Source organism: Photorhabdus akhurstii, from assembly GCF_019090985.1.
Taxonomy (GTDB): domain Bacteria; phylum Pseudomonadota; class Gammaproteobacteria; order Enterobacterales; family Enterobacteriaceae; genus Photorhabdus; species Photorhabdus akhurstii.
Genome location: NZ_CP020335.1, coordinates 2,558,960 through 2,579,500, shown reverse-complemented (window position 1 = coordinate 2,579,500; position 20,541 = coordinate 2,558,960). Strand labels below are relative to the sequence as shown.

The 20,541-nt window shown below is 39.1% G+C and carries 17 protein-coding genes; 5 read left to right on the top strand and 12 right to left on the bottom strand.

Annotated elements, in window-relative coordinates; all coding sequences use genetic code 11:
• Nucleotides 1-294 precede the first annotated feature (294 nt).
• Both mlc and B0X70_RS11350 read right to left on the bottom strand, forming a co-directional pair.
• On the bottom strand, nt 295-1,506 hold the full coding sequence (mlc, locus tag B0X70_RS11355) for a sugar metabolism global transcriptional regulator Mlc (RefSeq protein WP_217471517.1): 1,212 nt from the start codon (nt 1,504-1,506) through the stop codon (nt 295-297).
• 130 nt (nt 1,507-1,636) lie between these two features.
• Entirely contained in the window at nt 1,637-2,551 is a 915-nt protein-coding gene (locus B0X70_RS11350) for a LysR family transcriptional regulator (protein WP_217471516.1), read from the bottom strand.
• Between the two features lie 144 nt (nt 2,552-2,695).
• Between B0X70_RS11350 and B0X70_RS11345 the strand changes: the two genes are divergently transcribed.
• On the top strand, nt 2,696-3,937 hold the full coding sequence (locus B0X70_RS11345) for an MFS transporter (protein WP_246593532.1): 1,242 nt from the start codon (nt 2,696-2,698) through the stop codon (nt 3,935-3,937).
• A gap of 122 nt (nt 3,938-4,059) precedes the next feature.
• Here B0X70_RS11345 and B0X70_RS11340 read toward each other — a convergent pair whose 3' ends face one another.
• Nucleotides 4,060-4,596 carry a hypothetical protein gene (locus tag B0X70_RS11340; protein WP_217471514.1) on the bottom strand — a complete coding sequence of 179 codons (537 nt, stop codon included), beginning with the start codon at nt 4,594-4,596 and terminating at the stop codon, nt 4,060-4,062.
• A gap of 462 nt (nt 4,597-5,058) precedes the next feature.
• Between B0X70_RS11340 and B0X70_RS11335 the strand changes: the two genes are divergently transcribed.
• Entirely contained in the window at nt 5,059-5,277 is a 219-nt protein-coding gene (locus tag B0X70_RS11335; RefSeq protein ID WP_217471513.1) for an antitoxin MazE family protein, read from the top strand.
• Entirely contained in the window at nt 5,274-5,600 is a 327-nt protein-coding gene (locus B0X70_RS11330; protein WP_046394614.1) for a type II toxin-antitoxin system PemK/MazF family toxin, read from the top strand. Before B0X70_RS11335 ends, B0X70_RS11330 begins: the two co-directional genes overlap by 4 nt.
• 117 nt (nt 5,601-5,717) lie before the next feature.
• Here the strand turns inward: B0X70_RS11330 and B0X70_RS11325 are convergent, their stop codons facing one another.
• The 6 genes from B0X70_RS11325 to B0X70_RS11300 form a co-directional block, all read right to left on the bottom strand.
• Entirely contained in the window at nt 5,718-10,595 is a 4,878-nt protein-coding gene (locus B0X70_RS11325) for an RHS repeat domain-containing protein (RefSeq protein ID WP_217471512.1), read from the bottom strand.
• A 176-nt stretch (nt 10,596-10,771) separates the two neighbouring features.
• Nucleotides 10,772-11,782 (bottom strand): hypothetical protein, encoded by a 1,011-nt coding sequence (locus B0X70_RS11320; protein WP_036806243.1) that lies wholly within the window; start codon nt 11,780-11,782, stop codon nt 10,772-10,774.
• Nucleotides 11,783-11,805: 23 nt separating this feature from the next.
• Complete coding sequence (locus B0X70_RS11315) at nt 11,806-12,366, bottom strand: hypothetical protein (RefSeq protein ID WP_036775689.1); 561 nt, start codon at nt 12,364-12,366, stop codon at nt 11,806-11,808.
• Between the two features lie 92 nt (nt 12,367-12,458).
• Nucleotides 12,459-12,704 (bottom strand): acyl carrier protein, encoded by a 246-nt coding sequence (locus tag B0X70_RS11310; protein WP_036806246.1) that lies wholly within the window; start codon nt 12,702-12,704, stop codon nt 12,459-12,461.
• A gap of 12 nt (nt 12,705-12,716) precedes the next feature.
• The gene (locus tag B0X70_RS11305) at nt 12,717-13,493 is read right to left on the bottom strand and encodes a hypothetical protein (protein WP_036806249.1); all 777 of its coding nucleotides are present in this window, start codon (nt 13,491-13,493) and stop codon (nt 12,717-12,719) included.
• Nucleotides 13,494-13,498: 5 nt separating this feature from the next.
• Nucleotides 13,499-14,752, bottom strand: a complete 1,254-nt coding sequence (locus B0X70_RS11300; RefSeq protein WP_246593494.1) for a beta-ketoacyl-[acyl-carrier-protein] synthase family protein — start codon at nt 14,750-14,752, stop codon at nt 13,499-13,501.
• A 729-nt stretch (nt 14,753-15,481) separates the two neighbouring features.
• On the opposite strand from B0X70_RS11300, the gene B0X70_RS11295 reads away from it, so the two are divergent.
• Entirely contained in the window at nt 15,482-16,108 is a 627-nt protein-coding gene (locus tag B0X70_RS11295; RefSeq protein WP_110090677.1) for an RES family NAD+ phosphorylase, read from the top strand.
• A 57-nt stretch (nt 16,109-16,165) separates the two neighbouring features.
• Here the strand turns inward: B0X70_RS11295 and B0X70_RS11290 are convergent, their stop codons facing one another.
• The gene (locus tag B0X70_RS11290; protein ID WP_110090676.1) at nt 16,166-16,855 is read right to left on the bottom strand and encodes a hypothetical protein; all 690 of its coding nucleotides are present in this window, start codon (nt 16,853-16,855) and stop codon (nt 16,166-16,168) included.
• Between the two features lie 108 nt (nt 16,856-16,963).
• Complete coding sequence (locus tag B0X70_RS11285) at nt 16,964-17,122, bottom strand: ribbon-helix-helix domain-containing protein (protein WP_217471509.1); 159 nt, start codon at nt 17,120-17,122, stop codon at nt 16,964-16,966.
• A gap of 481 nt (nt 17,123-17,603) precedes the next feature.
• On the opposite strand from B0X70_RS11285, the gene B0X70_RS11280 reads away from it, so the two are divergent.
• Nucleotides 17,604-19,214: an ABC transporter substrate-binding protein gene (locus B0X70_RS11280; RefSeq protein WP_217471508.1), complete on the top strand. Its 1,611-nt coding sequence runs from the start codon at nt 17,604-17,606 to the stop codon at nt 19,212-19,214.
• A 156-nt stretch (nt 19,215-19,370) separates the two neighbouring features.
• On the opposite strand, the gene hcaD is transcribed toward B0X70_RS11280, so the two are convergent.
• Nucleotides 19,371-20,540: a phenylpropionate dioxygenase ferredoxin reductase subunit gene (gene hcaD, locus B0X70_RS11275; RefSeq protein WP_214039044.1), complete on the bottom strand. Its 1,170-nt coding sequence runs from the start codon at nt 20,538-20,540 to the stop codon at nt 19,371-19,373.
• Between the last annotated feature and the right edge of the window lies 1 nt (nt 20,541).

Sequence of the window (20,541 nt, the reverse complement as noted above, 5' to 3'; positions counted from 1 at the left end):
TTGTTTTCCATAATGACAGATAGAATCCGATTAATGAGCGCTTAAGTCTAGAGGATGCAACTATAAGGGAGATTGCGTTAGCTCAATGTTTTGTTTAATTGCTGCGTCAATTTAGCGAAAAAACCGATATATACCCTATGGATTTCAAGATGCATCGCGGCGGCAAGGGAGTGAATCCCCGGGAGCATAGCAAACTATGTGACCGGGGTGAGCGAGTGCAGCCAACAAAGAGGCAACTTGAAAGATGACGGGTATAAAATTAATATTACAACCAGAGAACCACTATCAAACATATTATCCTTTCATTAAATTGATCAATAATGAACCATCATATAAAGCTTTTTTAACTGATGCTACCGCAGATAATGTGCCTGAATTATTGAATTTTGTCGCAACTAACTCAATCTGTTTGCTATAAGCAGGTAAAGAGTGTCGTTGAATACATTCATTAATCACCGGATACAGAACTTGCTGTGAAGCATTAAGGGGAGAACCTATCAAAATTTTTTCTGGGTTAAATAAATTAACCATAATTGCGATAATATGACCAATTTTCACCCCGATATCACGAATAATATCTATTGCCAAAGTATCGTCGTTATTAACCGCCTGACAGAATGATTCAATAGTCAGTGGTTCACCGTTCAGTAAAGAATCTGGTACCACCGTCAACTGCTGTTTTGCTCTGGATAAAATATGGCTGATACCCGCAACCGTTTCCAAACACCCCAAATTCCCACAAGAGCAGCGTTTACCATCAGGTTTAGCCTGAATATGTCCTATCTCCATTACACCGCGGTTGCCAGCATGTAATGTTTGCCCCTCAATAATCACACCAATGCCAACATGTTCATCAATGACCATTTGGATAATATTCTGACAATTTTTTGCCGCGCCATATAATGATTCAGCTATTGTCCAGGCGGTTGTTTCATGTTGAAGAAATACCGGTAATCCCGTACGACGATGCAGATATTCGCCTATTGGTAATTCCTGAATCTGGTAATAAGGGAAACTGTGGATTAAACCCTTGGTCGGATCAACAATGGCATTTATAATCATGCTAATTGCCGTCAGACGCTCAAGACGAGATTGATATCGGCCGAAAAATGCATCAATCTCATCAATAATACTATCTAAAAAGGATTTTTCCTTGTTGACCGGTAATGGCAATACATCTTCAACAATTAACTTGCTGCTTAAATCACGCAGTCCCAATATTAAACTTCCCAAGTTAATGCTGACACACAGGAAATGCCAACTTTCAGAATCAAGCTTCAATCCGGTCGCCGGACGCCCTCTGAATCCTAAATCCAGAAATTCCGTTTCCATGACTAAGTGCGCATCGACCAATTCACGGACAATCTTAGTAATACTGGCTGGAGCAAGTTGAGCTTTTTTAGATAGCTCAATACGGGAAATTGGACCATATTGATCAATTAACCGATAAACAGTACCAATATTAATCTGTTTTATCTGATCAATATGCCCTGGTTGTCCATCCATTATTTACCCTTTTACGCTCTAATTAATTCATGTTTCAAAATAATTGTTGGCTGATTATGTCGAGGTTTTAGGCAAAAAGTATGATTCTTTCAGTAAATATGTGATATTCAGCACGAAATTTAGCTGATTTCTACTTACTTTTTCCATTTAATATATTAGATATGAGTAGGTTTATCAGCCTGTCTGCCGCGGCCGATATTGGCCGATTCTTGTGATTTACCAACCAGACTTCAGAGCAAGGATGGTTATCAACTAATGGAATATACTGGACACCATCCACTTTCATGCGAGTAAAAGATTCAGTCACAACACTGACGCCTAATCCCGCAGAAACCAGCCCAAGAATGGTCATTGCTTCGCCTGCTTCCTGTGAAATCATTGGTGTCACGCCTGCTTGAGCAAGTAATGTGATGATTTCATCATATAAAGCAGTCCCTACTTCACGCTCAAAAAACACCATCGGATAACCTGCCAACATTTCCAGTTTTATTCCTTGCGGAGCATATTCCAGCAAAGGATGTCCATCATAAACAGCAAGCATAAAAGGTTCTCGAAATAATAGCCGATACTCAAGATTATCCGGCAATTGAGTATTACGCATGATGCCAACATCGATCCGTCCAGTCAGTAATGGCGCAATCTGCTGCTTAGTATTCATCTGATGCATATGAATAGCGACTTCCGGGTAACGTTCCCGAAACTGCCGTAAACTCAGAGTAACTTTATGCATAAAAGGCGTCGTAGAAGTGAAACCGATAGACATTTCACCTAACTCTCCTTTTTGCATTCTTGCTGCTTTAGTTGCAGCAGCATCAACCTGAGCCAGGATCTGATAAGCTTCTTTCAGAAACATATTACCTGCCGGCGTCAAACTCACATTCCGGTTATCACGCTCTAACAACCGCGCATTTATACTATTCTCAAGTGATTGAATCTGTTGGCTTAACGGAGGCTGTGAAATATTAAGCCGTTCTGCCGCACGACCAAAATGTAATTCCTCTGCCACTGCAATAAAGTAACGTAAATGCCGTAATTCGATAGCCATAATCACCTTTGAGATCTAGTACATATTATTATTAATGATTAATATATTAGACAAAATATTTTGCAATTCATATGCTTGATCTCCATAAAAATACCAGCTAGCTAATGAGTTAAGTAAGGAAATTATGTGAGTACCAGCCATAGTATCAGTGAAAATCCGACTCCTGATAATCATCTTGTCCAACATGTTCAAAACAAGAAAAGTTATATCCAGAAAGGCGATCCTCTATATGTTAAAGTTACATTGTCACTCTTTACTGTAGGATTAGCTGCATTTGCCCTACTCTATTTCATTCAACCAATCTTACCCATATTGTCGGATGATTTTGGCGTTTCTCCCGCTGCCAGTAGTTTATCTTTATCCCTTTCAACTGGCATGCTGGCATTGGGCTTATTAATCACAGGCCCTCTGTCTGATGCTATTGGCCGTAAAAATGTGATGGTAACAGCACTATTTGCCGCTGCACTTTTCACTTTACTCAGTGCATATATAACCAGTTGGCATGGAATTCTGATTGTACGCGCTCTGGTTGGTTTATCTCTCAGTGGCGTAGCCGCCGTTGCGATGACTTATCTTAGTGAGGAAATCCACCCTAATTTTGTTGCTTTATCAATGGGACTTTATGTTAGTGGTAATTCTATTGGCGGCATGAGTGGGCGATTAATATCAGGTGTTATCACTGATTATTTCTCATGGCGGGTTTCTGTCATCGTACTAGGTTTATTAGCATTAATTGCGGCAATGATGTTTTGGCGTATGTTGCCTGAATCGCGCCATTTTAGGCCAAGCTCTCTCAAGCCTAAATCTTTATTAGTCAATCTGAGATTACATTTTCGTGATAAAGGATTGCCGTTACTGTTTTTTGAAGCCTTTTTACTCATGGGCGGCTTTGTTACTCTATTTAATTACATAAGTTATCGTTTATTGGATTCACCCTATCATTTTAATCAGTCAATTGTCGGTATGTTGTCTATTGTTTATTTGGCAGGGACATATGGCGCATCTAAAGTGGGCACATTAACCCATCAATATGGACTTGGAAAAGTGCTGATCGCGACGATAAGTATGATGTTAATCGGTACGCTTATTACCTTATTCTCATCTGTGGTGACAATTATCATTGGCATGATAGTCCTTACTTTCGGTTTCTTTGCCGCACATGCTGTTGCCAGCAGTTGGGTCGGACGTCGGGCGCGACGGGCCAAAGCACAAGCATCTTCCCTTTATCTGTTTTGTTATTATTTTGGTTCAAGTGTGGTTGGTACTTTTGGCGGTATATTTTGGCTCCAATCAGGTTGGAATGGCGTTGTTTTATTTATTGCTATTCTTCTCTTTTTGGCCCTACTTTTAGGGTTTAAACTCGCCAAACTTCCAGAGGCAAGATAATAGAAAGAGAGAATGAGCTGCACTCACCCCGGTCACATAGTTCTCTATGCTCCCGGGGATTCACTCCCTTGCCGTCGCGACGCATCTTGAAATCCATTGGGTATATATAACCAAACCACTCACTAATTAATAATGACTTGAAAATCTGTAGAAATTAAATTTGCTAAAAAATTTGAACTCACTTTGTTTTTCACAAAAAAAGATAGATTTGGAAAGATAGAACCTTTACCACTATAACTCAATTCACCCTGTTTTATAATATAACAACAGGGTTCAATTAAATTTATGCTGTACTCTCCGGCACCAGTATCATCGGAATATATACCAAAATTATCAAAACCGTTCTCAACGTATTCCCCATTATTGAAGAACCAATCTTGAGTTGGCTTCTCCCTAGACATTTCTGCGGTAAAATTTCGTGGAGTGAAAAACTGTGCTTTAAACGTAAGTGCAAGATAAAGATTTGAAATATTTGGATAACAAAATAAGTTGCGAAATTCTGAAATATTCTGGCCATTCAACCATATAAATCCTGGAGTACCAATGCGAAAATTCAAATTCTCCGCTTTCCACTTCTCTATCTTTCTATCGGGTGCCAATGGGAATTTCATCACGATACCATTTGGAGCATATTTGTTTACATAAATATTAGTCATCATTGTGCCTCATCTTTTAATTGATTTACTTGGCTCAATCGCCCCAACCTTGTTTATTATCTCTTTTTCACAGTATAATGCCATAATCTGATTACCGCTAATATTCCACGGTTAAAATCACTTCATATTCATCACATTGCTAAGAAAATAACAAGATGATTAAGAAAATAGTAAAATACCGAAATTTATTTAGGGTAAGTGCAAAATATTCACCTATTGAAAAATTATTGTCAACACTGATATCCATATTAAAATAATATACAAGAAGATTATCCCCATGTGGGAATAAACAGGAAATCGAGAAACGAGAATACACCGGATTAATACCTTAAAAACTTTTTGGGATTTTAACTCGATATCTCTGCCTACATTGAGAGAAGATTTACAACAATTTTTACTAACGTGTTGCATGTAACGTTTTTTTGGTTATATTATAGACATCGTTACATGTCACGAGGGTGAAGTATGAATAAGGTTGCAGATCGTGTCAAAAAATACAGACAACAGCTCAGGATGTCAGGATTAAGGCCCGTTCAAATATGGGTGCCTGATACACGCCTTCCTCATTTTAAAGAGGAGTGTCGGCGTCAAAGCCGTCTGGCTATGGCAACACAGGACAAGGAAACGAATACACTATTAGAAAACGCGATAAATGAACTAGCTGATTCAGGAGACTGGGAGTGAAACGGGGAGACTTGATAACAGTTGCTCTACAAGGGGCTTATGGCAAGCCCCGCCCTGCGCTGGTTATCCAATCTGACAACTTTGATGAACATCCCAGTGTTACTATTTTGCCCGTGACCTCAACATTAATTGATGCACCACTTTTCCGGGTGATGATCGAGCCTCTTCCTGAAACAAATCTTGAAAAACCGTCACAGGTCATGATTGATAAAACCATGACTCTCCCTAAAGAAAAAGCTGGCGCAGTATTTGGTAAACTCGATTACGCGACGATGCAACAAGTGGATCGATGTTTAGCTTTGTTTTTAGGTATCGCAAAATAAAAAAATCATCATCATATAACTTCTTGCAAAATAGTTTTAAATTCAATTTTCGACTTCTCATAAAAGGCGACATCCATGTCGCCCCTTGGTTATTATTTCGTTCAGCCCGCAGAATCTTTATATGGTCAAACGGCCTCGCAACACATTACGGGTTTCAACAGACGATTGGCTAAATAGATTTCCGGTACTATTTCGAAATGCTTGATTCACTTCAACGGCTCGAATAGATGGGTGAACATTTACCGCTTCCGGCTCCAATTGCGTAAAACGAGATAAAGTATAGGCTTCGCTTCCTTCAGAAGTGCCTGCCGACGAACTGAGTTCCCAGGTATGATGATTCACTGCATAAGCAGTACGTGCAAGGTTGATTAGCCCCGAGGTTGTTGACACAGCGCCAAAACCCACAGAGACCCATCCCAAGATATTCGCCGCATTCGCATTACTATCCGCCACAGCGGAAGCTGCTATTCCGGTAGAGAGCGCCACAGCATTCGCACTCAATGACACCGTGGATAAAGCAATATCCCAGCGTCTGCTAGAACGACTGGCAATTTCGCCAAATTCAATCGGTACTGACCCGATAACACCCGTGCTGACCGCTTGGGAACCACTCCGTGCCGATTTTACCAGCGAAGAGGTAAAGGTTATTGCGCTGATGCCAAAACTTAAAACCCCCAACCCCGCACTAACCCAATTTAATATTCCGGCTGTTTTCGGATCTTTTTCCGATAATGCCGCTGACGCAATCCCTATCGAATCAGCCGCCAATCCAATGACAGTCGCAGTAACTGCAAGTGTACTGGTAGAAGCAATCGCCCCCAGAGCGCCCCCTGCGGCAATTAAACCTGCACTAATTGCCGCGCCAGCTCCCAGTGACACAATGCCCACAATGATACCAATTGCCCCTAGCACAATGCCTAATATCCCGCCAGCACTAAGATGGCCGTTCAGATCAATCCGGTTTATAGGATCGCCTTGGCAATAAGTGTAAGGATTAACCCCTCCCCGGCCAAAAGGACTCCAGCTATCCGGGCTATGAAACCTCATGAGAACTGGGTTGAAAACACGATATCCGTTACCTAAGAAATACCATCCTGTCACTGGATCGATCTGCGCACCATTCAAACCCGGTAATGAAGAAATTAAACTCCTAAAGCCATAAGGGGTGTAGGATAAAGCCATCAACTCGTTTTCGTTTTGGCTGGCTACAACCGTACTATTATGGTCAGTACCATATTGATAGTAGACCGACTGGCCGTTCTTGGTACTCTGATGACCAAGCCGTTGCTTATCGCTGTTCAACCAGGTAATGGTTTCATCTCCTAATTGAACATTCGTCACTTTACCTGATGCATAATACTGACGATTCATCGTACCATTCGCTAAAACTTGTGCGGTTAATTTGTTCAATGCATCATACTGATATTGGCATACCAGATTATCCTTACTATCTTTAACCTGTACCAAGCGATTATTCTGATCGTAAATAAGCGTCTGCCCTTTTTCGTCGCGCGTCAGATTACCGTTGGCATCATAACTTAACTCTATTTGCTGTTTGTCGCTGGTAATACGAATAAGTTGAGTTGGATCAGTTTGACTGAAATGATAGTCCACTGTTTCCTTACCATCTCGATATGTATTATCAATCCGTTTAATATTTCCCCATTGGTCATAATGGTAAATCTGTTGATTTAACACACGCCCAGTATAATCAACCGGAGATTGTTCCCCTTCGCATTGGTACTGGCTTAAGCGTTGATTACTATCATATTGATAACGTTCATTTTTCATAACCACCCCATCGACGGAGGTGATACGTTGACTAATTTGATTATTCTTTGTGTAGCTTAAAGTCATTACTTGTATTGAGAAGTCGCTAATTAGCGAGCGTTTTATTTCTCGATCAAAAACATCGTATTCGATTTTTGTAACTAATTGGGATAATGATGTCGCGTCTTTTGTCGTCGTTGTTATCAACCGTCCAACATTGTCATATTCAAATGTAGCGTATTGTGAGCCCTGCTCTGTTTTAACTAATCTCCCTTGCCCGTCATAACTATAAACATGATCATGAGCAAAACTATCTTTATGACGCTGAATCAAGCCGGACATCGTATAACGGTAATCGCCCGATGAAACGGGTTTATTATCCCGAGAAAGCGATTCGTGCTGTAATACACCCGATGGGAAATAACTGTAATTACTCTGGGATACTCCCTCTGACGCAGATAATAATGCCCCCGTTTTCGGGTGATAACGAAAGTTTTGTTGGCTCGTCTCTGTGGTAAATTTGGACATCACACTGCCGAGAGAGTAAAGATAATCAATGTTTTGTTTATTATGCGCAGGAGTGACAGACTGAATAGGTTTATCACCTTGAGGACCATATAAATATTCGGTTTTACGGCCACCCACCGTATCGCTGGTGACTCGCCCAAGACCATCATAAACTAATGAACCTAATTGTGTTCCATTCACGTTCAGCGCAGAAATCAATTCTTCATGGCTAAAGCTTGCATAAGCGGATTCTAATATTGTTCTGTCTGGCAACGTTTTTTTCACTATACGATCAAATACATCGTATTCAATCTGGGTAGCATAACCTTCCGCATCAGTTTCAGTCACCGTACGGCCAAATCCATCATAACGATAGGTACGAGTGCTATATATCGCACCATCAGGATACACAACTTTGATTGAGGCCGGTTGCTCAAAGCTATTTTGCTGAATATTTAACATCCCCAATCCTTTGACCCCTTGAATAATTGTCCTCGTAATCGGGTCATGGATTTCCAGTTCTATCCGACCATCGCTGTATTCAGTGCTGTAACGATTTCCCCAACCATCATATTGATAGGTTTTCGTTGTCACCAAAGGAGTAGTCAGACGAGTCAAAGGATTAGCAGATAAATCCCATAACCAATCATTTGAAATTTCTTTAATCAATTGCCCCAAAACATCATATTGTCTGGCAAGCACTTTGCGATATGTGCCTTGATAAATTCCCGATGTTCCCCAAGTACTATCATCATCTTGTTCTTCAATAGAACAAATACGCCCCAGTCCATCGTAATGGGTTTTACGCCTGACACCTTGGGAATCAATTTCTATCATCACCGGCCAAAAATCATTTTCGTCCCCACCGGGATATTGATAAACATAATTACGTTTAACTTCTTTTGTCGTGCCAGGGTCAATAATTTGACCTGTAATTCGGCCCAAAAGATCATAAGACTGATCTGTAATCACACGGTTCACATCAACTTTACGGAGCTGCCGATGTGTATAAATAGAGGTCACATTTTTCGATTCCATATGCGCGCCATCAAACCCCGTCACTGTAGAGTTTGTGGTCATCTCATTTTCGGAATATTCATATTTAAATGTTGTCACCGTTTGTTGGTTATTCATTACCGACGTTATTTTCGCTAACGATCCATGAGATTTGCTCGTCGGTGAATTAACATAGCTAAAGGTTCTTACTATTTTACTATCTATGGTTTCTGAAGCTTTGCTGACATATTCCTTTATATAAGCACCTGTAAAAGTGGGCAATTTTTGATATGTGTAATTAGTCACTCTATTTGCGACACTTTGAGCGGCATCAGGCGATCCTTTTTGCGTAGCTGATTTTAAAAATCGGGAAAAACCTAATGGATCGGCAGGACAATTATTACCTTCACCCTTCACCGGATAATAAACGTATTCTTTCTGTATTCCACTGGCTTCAGTAATAAGTAGAGTATTTCCCCAATCATCGCTTTTAATATTAACGGTCTCTTCTCGTGAAGTATTGGTCTGTAAGTCTGTATAACGCGTTAATACCCGAGATGGTTGTTGTAAATTTTCTGGTTGCTCGGAGAAACTTTTTGACGGATCTTCATTATAAGTAATTTCTGTTGTAATTCTCTTATTATCTTGTGTTCTCGCTTCTTTGGTCATTAAATGGAATTTATTAAACACTCTTTCTGTTACTGAAACGACATTTTGACCATCTAAAACCCGTTCAATGGATGAATAGGTATATTTCCCTGTGACCAGATACAAATTATCCTGGCTAGAATCAAAGCTTGTCCGACCAGAAGAATAGCCCAAGAAATTATGTACTGAACTATATTCATAGGATTTGCTGATCGCGGGTTGCCCATTACCCGGTTGAATAATCAATGCCGCAGCATAAGGAATAGACTCCGAGTCCGTTACTTTATGCCCATTCTCTTTATAACTCACCAGTTCAACATAACCTGTTGGTGTACGAAAAGCACTAATAACCGGAAATATTCCTTTTAATGTCTGATAGGTCATCTTAAATCTGGCAGAATCAATAGGACCAGAAGCATCATAAGGTACAGTCACAGTAATGAGGTAATCATTGCGATAATCGAATGCGATTTTCGCAGAGATATTATTATCATCTGGGTATTCAACTGATGTACAATTATTTCCAGAGTAATTGAGTTTAAGATAAGTTTTACCCGTCACACGGTATTTTATTTCGGATAATGCAAATCTTGAATTATAAATTAAATCAAATGCTTCACCATCAGGAAATTCAAGCGCCACCGTTTTTGCAATGTCATTCGATCCAATTCGTTTCAGTGTTTCTATAATGCCATTTTTGTTATAAACATAGAAGGTATTGCTATCGAGTTTATATACGCGCAAATCTTTTAACTTTTTATCTTTAAAGCTAATATCATTATTATTAGGCGGCAATGGTTTACACTTAAATTGCTCTCCATTTGCTCGGCTAAATGTGAGTGTTTTTACATCCAATGTTGTTAATGAAAACCGCCAGCCAATCCCAAACCCATTATTTAACGTTGTTAATGGCGAGAATGATAGATTAAATACCTGTTCAACATTGCCGACATTATTTGGTCTTAGCGTGATAATATTGATATTTGCGCTATATTGACCTGTTCTGGGATCGACACCGGTATTAATATAAGATCCAAAATTAAAAGCATTGGAATATATATCGTTAACTTTCATTTTAAATTTCCTGTTTGGTTAGCTAAAATTATAGCCAAATTAAATATCCATTTAGCTATTCATTTATGTACAATAACAGATATCCCTATATTTCTATTTCAATAATGGAATATCTTAATTACCGGTAAACACATATGCGATTACCGGCATAGACAAAGGTTCTTTACTAAGGAAAATCAACTTATTCTTGCTATGCTTAGCGCACGTCCAATATTAACCGAGGATATTCTGAATTTATGCTGACAACCGTAGTTATCAATGATTGTGACATCATGATATCCATCATAATAACCACTCGTCCATGAACATCCTGTCACATGGAGTACTTCAGCAGCAAGCTGCGTGTCCGGGACCGATACGCTATAACCATAGTCCATAACACATCCTCCACTCACATTATCACGTGCATTTACATATGAAGTTCCTCGTTTAAATACCCTTCCTCTTGTCAGGAATCTATCATCTGATGGATCTTTACCAAGTACATATATTCTATTAACAGTACTATCATTCCCTTCAAGAATCCTCAAATGATATGGCAATGTCCAACGATAAAGGTTAATGGTTTGATGGTGAGTATCCGATTTCGTTGGTTCTTCTGTTTTATCAAACAATATATTGGTACTTTCATGCAATTGATTTGCATTAATTGCATAAGGAGCAATAGCTTTTAATAAAATCTTGCTGTCAAAAACTTCATCACCAACTGACATATTCGTTGTTAGCGTGCGTTTCCCATCCGTATCTTCGAAGGTCATTTTTGCTATTAGATACTCTGTACTTGTTCTATTACTACTAACATAACGATAGATATATTCAGGAACACTCTTCACGCTGTTCTGATAGCTTTCATTTGTACAGCAATCTCCCGCATGATCTACTGCCGGCTCATTAATAGAAGTATCAATACGATAAACACCATTTAATAATCCAAGATCATATCTATTTCTTATCTCTGTCGTTGTCCAACCTGAAGGCATTTTTAATTGGTCATATATAAGACTATCACTTAATGCTGCCACCTGAATCGATCTTTTTTCAGCATCACTCAATGCTAATTTTACCCAATCACCATTCCTATATTCTTGTTTAAGTACAGAGATTTTCACCATACATTGATGACGACCATTAGCATAAAAACTATCATCAGTTTTCTCAATGGTAAATGTTGTTATTCTCTTTTCCATAACATTCTCCATAATATTGTGAATTAAGCTGTAATAGAAATAATATCAAGTTCAAAGCCATAATATGGCCCTTGCAATTCAGGAATAATTCTTACGCGATAACGTTTTGATAATTCGTCTTCAAATTCCTTCAAGGCGTTCAGGATAAATTCGCTGTATTTTCCTTGTGCAAAAAAGATAAATTGTGTAGTTGAAGGATTAATAGAAACATATTTACCAAGAGCATGGCGTAACGTCTTAATAAATAGTGAACCATCTTCGTTTAATTCGAATAGTTTTTTATCTGTCGTCGTTCTATCCATAAAATTTCCTTCACCTAAAAGATAAATATTTATCTCACGATGATCACGGCGCAGTAAAAACTGTTTATTTATATCCAAATCGAATATTCTGGGTTCAACCGTTTTATCAAGTAAATGATCTGGAATAACAAATTCAATCAAGAAACGACGTCCATTCACAATAATAGGCAAATGTTCTCGATCAACTGAAAAACAGCATAGGTTTCCAACCCACGAAGAACCTTCTGTCTCTGTATAGGCTGAATATAAAGCAGCAATTTTACCTTTTTCTAGAATGTTCATTATAACCTCTAAATGTTAATAGTAAAAATAGGGTTAGAGTAAACGACCACCTCTCGACGAGGTGGTATAATAATGAAAATTAAAATCTCAGTTTATAAATTAGACTCTATATAATTCGTAAGTTCATTTAATGTTAAAATAGAATGATTTGAAAAAATCTCAGCTTTAATACTAATACCATACACCTCCAATACAAAAACCTGAATTTCCACATAGTCAAGGCTATCAAATTTAAGCGAAACAAAAGAAGATTCTGGTGTTATTTCCTCCTCTTCGATATCCTTCATCACTAATATTCTATTCTTTATCTTAGTAAAAATATCATTTTGTGTTGGCATTTCGCTTTCCTTTTATTTCATTTTAGAGACAATTGAAACCTTTGACACGAAAATAGGTTCTTTATCATATAAACATCGATAATGAAAAATACGAATATAGTCTTTAGGGCCATTCTTAATTATTAATGGTGGATTTAATTCAATACAGATATCCGGTGCAGATGATAATAGTGTACTATTAACAACCATTTTCTTTATTTTAATCCCTTGCCCAGTATGCAAAGTATAAGATTGATTTAAGTAATCCTGTAACTGATTAAAATGGTAGTGCTCAAAATTAAGAAATCTTGTCGAATTAATGACAAGATGAAAAGCAAGCCCATCCAGGAACCAGCCAACAGAAGTAACACTTGGGAAATAGCATCTAAAGGCAGCATACTTTTCACAAACTTCTTCCCCTGTTATTGTTAACCTTTGACAGTTATCCTGAACGATCCAATCTTCAATTGATTCCACTGTATTTTCTACGCTGGTATTGCCGAACAACGTGCTTTCTTTGCCAGAGTTTTCCAATTTAAACGTTTTGTTTTTAGTATCAATTCTCAGTTGATGTGGTAATGCGGTATAAACATGTTGACGAAAAGACACATCAATGTTCAATATCCCAGTGGTAAAAGCTGAAGTTAATTGAGAGAACTGTTGCCGCACATATAGCAGACTCAACATCCCCTGAACCGGATGCTGCTGCATATTGTGTAAATACTGGCTTTTCGCCGGATAATGGATAGGATTAAAATCCCCAGAGAAATTCGACCAATGTTCAATATCTTCTATTTCAAAAATCAACATATCAGTTACCCTACCTTAGAGATAACCAACGCAGCGTTATGCCCCCCAAAACCTGAACTAATATTGAGCGCCACTTCTGGTTGAGCGGTATAGCAATGTTGATTAGGTAAATAATTAAGGTCACAATCTGGATCGGCCCGATGCAAATTCAATGTCGCCGGCAAGCAATTTTCAGTTAATGCCTTTACACATACAATAGTTTCGAAGCTGCCGGCCGCAGCAATAAGATGACCGGTATAAGATTTTGTACTTGATATGGGGACTTGATAAGCATGCTGCCCCAGCGCTGCTTTAATTGACTGGGTTTCATAAAGATCATTTAACGGTGTAGAAGTGCCATGAGCATTAATATAGTCAATATCTTCCGGCGAAATCTGTGCCTGTTCAATAGCTTTGGTTATCGCTAATATTTTAGGTTCAATATCTTCTATTGGCCGAGTTAAATTAGTGGCATCTGAATATTGAGCATAACCTTTAATTTCCGCCAGAATCGTTGCACCACGCTCGACGGCCGAATCATAATCTTCCAGACAAACCACCGCCGCTCCTTCGGCCAATACAAACCCTGAGCGATCAAGGCTAAATGGACAACATGCGAGATTTGGGTCCGTTTGCTCTTTTGATAATGCATTCAGTACATCAATACTCCAAATATTACATTCCCGAGTAAGTGATTCAGAGGCTCCGGCAATCATACATTTTGCACGTCCTGAGCGAATAATTTCAAAGGCATCACCTATTGCCATTGTGCCCGTTGCGCAGGCGGCCGCCATAGTATTCTGATAACCACGCAGCCCATACATAATTGAACATGCCGCCGTCATGGCGCTTGGCATGGTGATGAGATTACTCATAGGATGAGCTAATTTAGCTTTCTTATATTGATAGGCATAATCTCCAGCATTATCGATAGCTCCCCAACCACTGCCAAGGATGACTCCACATTCGTATTTATCGTAATATTCAACAGGTGATATGTTCACACCAAATGCTTGCGTAAGAGCTTGATAAGTTGCCTTCAATGCTGCTTTTCCGCAATCTGAAAGCGTATGAGTCAACTTTTTTGGTAATAACTGATAACGGGATGGGTTTGGTACAAGGAAGGAAAAGAAACGTGAATTAATGAATGAGTCGGGAAATTCAATTCTGTGAAATCGATGCTGTTTCTCCATAATACTTTGCCAACATGATTCAACATCTTCACCAATCGGTGTTACCGCTCCCATACCTGTAATAACAACTCTTTGAGCTATCTGCATATTGGTTACCATTCATACATGGATTGAAAATGTCAATTTTTCTAGTTATAAAAGTAGGCTAATGAAGATATATCACCATAATCATAAATAAGTATTTTCAATATTTCTGCTTATTTGAATCGCCATTTGTGAATTATGTAAAACTAATTGATAGATTATTTTACCCATGTAATAAAACCGATGATAAATATCCATGAGCAAATATATTGTTATTTTAATACCATTATACTATCAATCAGCCTATAAAATAATTTTTCACATCACATTCGTCTGTAATATCATGATAAATTCTGAGGATTTATTTACCATTAACTCATTATTCTGTTTAATAAAGCATATCATTGTATAAAAAAATAAAAATGATAGCTTTAATTATTGCGCAATTTTTTATTTCATAGCATATGAATTCAATTATTATATTAATAATACATAAGCGCAATTAGATTAAAATAAAATAATAAATATCTCATATTATTCTCGTGAATGAGTACATCAACAATGAATACATTAATATTGTCCTACCGCATATTCTTACGGCTAACTGACAGCATACAATGAGGTATATTTTTCAATCATTTTCTGTATCAAAACATATACCCTGCCCCGTTGTCTGTAATATACTGACATCACTGGATAGATACACAGCATTGCGTGTCTTCACCGTCCAGTTAATGTAATAAAACCGGAGGCAATATATGGCTGAAACAGGCAAGAATACAGGAGTGTTCAGTGGTAACAAAATCAGAGGCAAGCCCTGACTCAGTGACAAAGCAACAGTTAGCCACCCTCACCATCGATAAAATTACGCAAAGTATCATTATCATCTCAGTCGGCACAATTTTTTACCGACTACAAGAGGGTGAACACGGAGGCAGCGGCGTATTCTTTAACCGCGATGGAGGACATACCCGGTACGGGTTAACGAACGGCACAATTGGTAATTTATATCTTGCCAACTCGCCAAGAACATCGATGAAGGAGGTGTTTCAACGTCTGCCAGCCATTACAGACCGGGAACTGGATGGGTACCATATGGCGACATTAGTGACAGAGAAAGAGTTACGTATTGTAGACATTACCCGACTTGCGCCGAAAATGCACATTACTGCCCATCAGCTAACCGGCACAGACTACCGGATCACGCAGCAACTCGCGGCGAAGCTGTCACCGCACGCGGATGGACTTGCCTACATGTCCAACGTTACGCTTGAGCCATGCATCGTGCTCTGGCATGACGATCCTTCGGGTAAAGGCATGATACGCACCGAGGAACTCAAGGTGCTTAGGGAATTTGAGCATGAAGGAGAAATTGCCGAAGATATCCTGGTGAACGACCTGGATATCCCAGTAATATAACAAAAGGGGGAGCCGGTATGTGCCCGTTCCCTCTCTTTTTACTATGCTTCTATATTTCTAGGCGGCATCTTGAGTGCCAAACAACTTGGCTAAACGGATTATCTGTTGAAGCTTATCATCCGAAACACCCTCTCTCAGCAAAGCAATAACCGTGAACTCTTGACCTTCTGGTAAACGGTGATCCAGTACATTACGTTTCTGCACGAAAAATCCGTACTGCATCACACCGCTAACGTGATTAAGATGAAACAAGATCTCCGTCACCCCCCTGAGCACACCTTTTTCGCCTTTACTTTCATCATCGGTGAACTGAAAAGCCGGATAAATAAACTCACCATCGTATTCCAAGGCCAGTAATTTACCGGTGTCCTTTTTCTTTTTAACTGTTACTTTACTGACACCTAGCAAACTCGCTACCTCGGCAGAATTTAACACACCACCGTTTTCACGCACGTTGTCAAAAAAGCGCGCGCGGCTACGCACACGATTGAGTAACCTCTTCTTTTCCGGCGTCAGCTCAGCAAGCGCTCGTGCTGGTATCGCCAAAAACAACATATTCATCAGAAACTGATTATCCGGCAACGCTAGCTGATGCTTGATATTAGCCTTACCTTTACTACGAATACCATCAGCCAGTTCCTTAATGATATTCACAAGGCGATCAGCCGCTACATCAGCGTCATCGTACTCATGATGAGGTGCCGTCGCGTTATTATTGACTTTGGTTTTCCTATACACAGTTTGCATAATGCACCTCGAGTTAACGATTGATGGTATAAAGAATATACATACAATCGTTAACCAATGCAAATCTTACCCATCTGTACTGTGTGCTATTATCAAGAACAACCGCCATCAGCGCTTACGCGCCCAATCCAGAGCCTCATCAACTATTGAAGCAAGCTCGATTTCACTAACATCAGTGTTAGCCATTTTAATTTGTTCTGCTGCCAGTTCTAAAATGTGTGACCGTACTGCCTCAGAGACAGCAACGTTCCAACGAGCATTATTCATAATATATTTTCCTTGTTTATGTGTTTATACATGAAACGCAAAATCTTACACACCCGCTAATCTACAACATTCATACTCACCTCTTACACTACATAAATCTTCGTTGATACCCGACAGTAGCAGGAAATCACACTTTTGAGGAATTGCGAGTTAATTCACAAAACACGATTTTCAAAGTTAAAAACCAACTAATATCTGAAACAGATAATATTGTTGTTAAATAAATTCTTTTAATAAAAAAATAACAATGCTCAGATAAATTCTTATAAAAATAAGTCATTCAGGTTATTTTTATCACTCTTTAAACAGGGTAATTAGAAAAATAAAATTATTAATCAACGACATTTGGAATGAAATAATACATATTTAGCTATAATTACTTTTGGCTCCACGCTCAGTCTAATTATTTACCCTAGGTCCGATTTCAGGCGTTACAACTTGCAACATTAACCCGAAAAAACCCGTTATTACTGGAGAAATCATGATGAAAAAAACAATAAAAAACATATCCTTATTTACAGGAGTTATGCTTGGAAGCTTGACATTAGCTCATGCAGCAATTATTCCACCCGGTACACAACTGGCAACCAACCAGAATATTGTTCGTCATAATGGCTCAGAACCTGCTTCTCTTGACGTGCATAAAGTTGAAAGTGATGTTGAGTTTGATATTATAAACGACTTTTTCAGTGGATTAATTAGCATAGGAAATGATGGTAAGTTTAATCCTAATTTAGCTATCCGTTGGGAAACTAACGATAATAAAACTTGGGTGTTTCATCTAAGAGAAGGAATAAAATGGTCTGACGGCTCACCTATTACCGCTCATGATGTGGTTTTTAGTTGGAGACGTTTAATTGATCCCCAAATGGCATCCCCGTATGGCAGTTATATTGAAAACATGCATATAGTAAATGCCAAAGATATTCTTGTCGGTAAGAAAAAAACCGATGAATTAGGTGTAAAAGCATTGGATAATTTAACGCTAGAAGTAACATTAGAGCAACCGCTATCCTATTTTTTAAATATGCTGGCACATCCAGTTATGGTTCCTATCAGCCAAAAAGCGGTTGAGAAATATGGTGAAAAATGGACCCAACCGAATGTGTTTGTCAGTAGTGGTCCATTCAAACTCGCTGAATGGATCGTCAATGAGAAAATAATTGGCGTCAGGAATCCACAATATTGGGATAATGAACACACCGTGATTAATAAAGTCACCTATCTTAACGTAACATCAGAAACAGCGGTAGTGAACCGTTATTTAGCAGGAGAAATAGATATTACAAAGGGTATCCCATCGGTTTTATTTAACTCTTTAAAAACTAAGTTAGGCAGCCAGGTCCATATTTCTCCTAAATTAGCTGTTTACTATTACGAATTTAACACCCAAAAAGCCCCTTTTAATGATATTAGAGTCAGACAGGCACTAAATCTGGCTTTAGATAAGAACATCATAACCAATAAAGTCTTGGGGCAAGGCCAAAAGCCGGCCTATAATAACACTCCACCAAGCACAGGAGGAATGAACTTAAAACAGCCTGATTATGCATCATGGACGCTGGCAAAAAGAATTGAAAAAGCTCGGCAGTTATTGAATGAAGCCGGTTATAACAGAAATAACCCATTGAAACTTAACCTTCTTTATAATACATCAGAGGATCATAAAAGGATTGCTATTGCAGCCACCTCAATGTGGAAGAAAAATCTGGGCGTGGATGCTGTCTTACAAAATCAAGAATGGAAAACCATGTTAGACACCATGCATCAAAGTAACTTTGATTTGGTCAGACATGCGTGGATAGCTGATTACGATAATCCTGCTTCGTTTTTAAATAATTATGTCACCAATAGTTCTAATAATACATCATTATATCATAACGATATTTATGATGATCTGATCAGTAAGGCCAAAGCAACAAACGACATAGAATATTTCCAGCAAGCACAAGATATTCTTACAAGAGATGTTCCGTCAATTCCTATTTATTACTATGTCAGTGCCAGATTAGTAAAACCTTATATTGGGGGATATTATATCAGCCCACTCGGTCTTATGTCATCGAAAGATCTTTATGTTATTAAACATTAATAAGACATCGTTGTAATATTAAAATAAAGATTACGGTTTTTAGCCGTAATCTTTTTCAGAGACAGTGATATCCTTAAGGGTAAATCAATAATAAAATCACTCATTGCTAATAAAATACCGTCATGCTTTATAACTATAAACCTAGCTATTCAAATACTACACCGAAACAACCGTTGAATTAGCAAGTAATTTCCGTAAATTGCGCATTTCTCTTCCCTGATTAATCGCGACAGCACCGACTAAAACTTCATTCTCTGTACCAAATAAAATGGCCTTATCTGATTGCAAATCACCCTGAACATGCCACTCTTCAGCCTGCATATTACCAACCATCTGGATGTTAATGCCCCACTGATCGGTCCAAAACCACGGAGCGCCCGGCTGCGGGGGTTCCAACCCCATCATGGCGTGTGCGGCAATAGTCGCCTGACGGTTAGCATTTTCCCAAGTTTCACGGCGCTGGAGATCACCTGTCAGTGGTTCTCTCTGGAGGCAAACATCCCCGGCAGCAAAAATATCCGGTTCAGAAGTCTGACAACGGCTATCAATGACGATACCGCCATTAGTCACCAAACCGGCGTCAGCGGCAAGCTGATCCCTGAATTCGGCGCCGATGCCATAAATAATAATATCTCCGATCACCTTTTCTCCGGTGTTCAATATAAGTACTAATTCACTCCCTTGCTTTTGTGCGGAAACAATTTTGGTATCAAGGAAGAATTGCACCCCGTTTTCCTGATGACGATTCAGAAGATAATCTTGCAATAACGGTGGGGCACAACGCCCCATGATGTTATCCGCCTGTTCGATAACCGTAACATTTGCCCCCAATTCACAGGAGGTTGCCGCCAGTTCCAAGCCAATTACACCACCACCAACAATCAAAATCCGTTTGTCTTTTTTCACCGCCTGGCGTAAACGTTGTGCATCATCCAACGTCCTCAGGGTATAAACATTTTCACCCAGTTGATCGAGGAGCGGAAACCGTCTCGCTCTTGCCCCCACAGCAAGCAGGAGTTTGTCATACCTAAGCTCGCCGCCATTTTCTAAAACGACACAATGTTTTGATGGCACAATCTGGCTGACCGATTGGCCTATGCGTAGATCTATCTGGTTTTTCAGATAAAAATCTTCGGAGAACAGATACTTCGGCGCTTCCTCTGGGTTGATTAAATACTCTTTCGATAAAATTGGCCGTTCGTAAGGCGCATGATATTCCTTACCAATTAAAATAATATCGCCATCAAACTGCTGCTGCCTTAAGGTTGCGGCGGCCATCGCCCCCGCTTGTCCTGCTCCAACGATAACAAAAGTCTGATTCCGCATA

Bases quoted from the DNA above. Each gene is read 5' to 3' on its own strand.
- mlc (WP_217471517.1), bottom strand. From the start codon at position 1,506: ATGGATGGACAACCAGGGCATATTGATCAGATAAAACAGATTAATATT.
- B0X70_RS11350 (WP_217471516.1), bottom strand. From the start codon at position 2,551: ATGGCTATCGAATTACGGCATTTACGTTACTTTATTGCAGTGGCAGAG.
- B0X70_RS11340 (WP_217471514.1), bottom strand. From the start codon at position 4,596: ATGATGACTAATATTTATGTAAACAAATATGCTCCAAATGGTATCGTG.
- B0X70_RS11335 (WP_217471513.1), top strand. From the start codon at position 5,059: ATGAATAAGGTTGCAGATCGTGTCAAAAAATACAGACAACAGCTCAGG.
- B0X70_RS11325 (WP_217471512.1), bottom strand. From the start codon at position 10,595: ATGAAAGTTAACGATATATATTCCAATGCTTTTAATTTTGGATCTTAT.
- B0X70_RS11320 (WP_036806243.1), bottom strand. From the start codon at position 11,782: ATGGAAAAGAGAATAACAACATTTACCATTGAGAAAACTGATGATAGT.
- B0X70_RS11315 (WP_036775689.1), bottom strand. From the start codon at position 12,366: ATGAACATTCTAGAAAAAGGTAAAATTGCTGCTTTATATTCAGCCTAT.
- B0X70_RS11310 (WP_036806246.1), bottom strand. From the start codon at position 12,704: ATGCCAACACAAAATGATATTTTTACTAAGATAAAGAATAGAATATTA.
- B0X70_RS11305 (WP_036806249.1), bottom strand. From the start codon at position 13,493: ATGTTGATTTTTGAAATAGAAGATATTGAACATTGGTCGAATTTCTCT.
- B0X70_RS11300 (WP_246593494.1), bottom strand. From the start codon at position 14,752: ATGCAGATAGCTCAAAGAGTTGTTATTACAGGTATGGGAGCGGTAACA.
- B0X70_RS11290 (WP_110090676.1), bottom strand. From the start codon at position 16,855: ATGCAAACTGTGTATAGGAAAACCAAAGTCAATAATAACGCGACGGCA.
- B0X70_RS11285 (WP_217471509.1), bottom strand. From the start codon at position 17,122: ATGAATAATGCTCGTTGGAACGTTGCTGTCTCTGAGGCAGTACGGTCA.
- B0X70_RS11280 (WP_217471508.1), top strand. From the start codon at position 17,604: ATGATGAAAAAAACAATAAAAAACATATCCTTATTTACAGGAGTTATG.
- hcaD (WP_214039044.1), bottom strand. From the start codon at position 20,540: ATGCGGAATCAGACTTTTGTTATCGTTGGAGCAGGACAAGCGGGGGCG.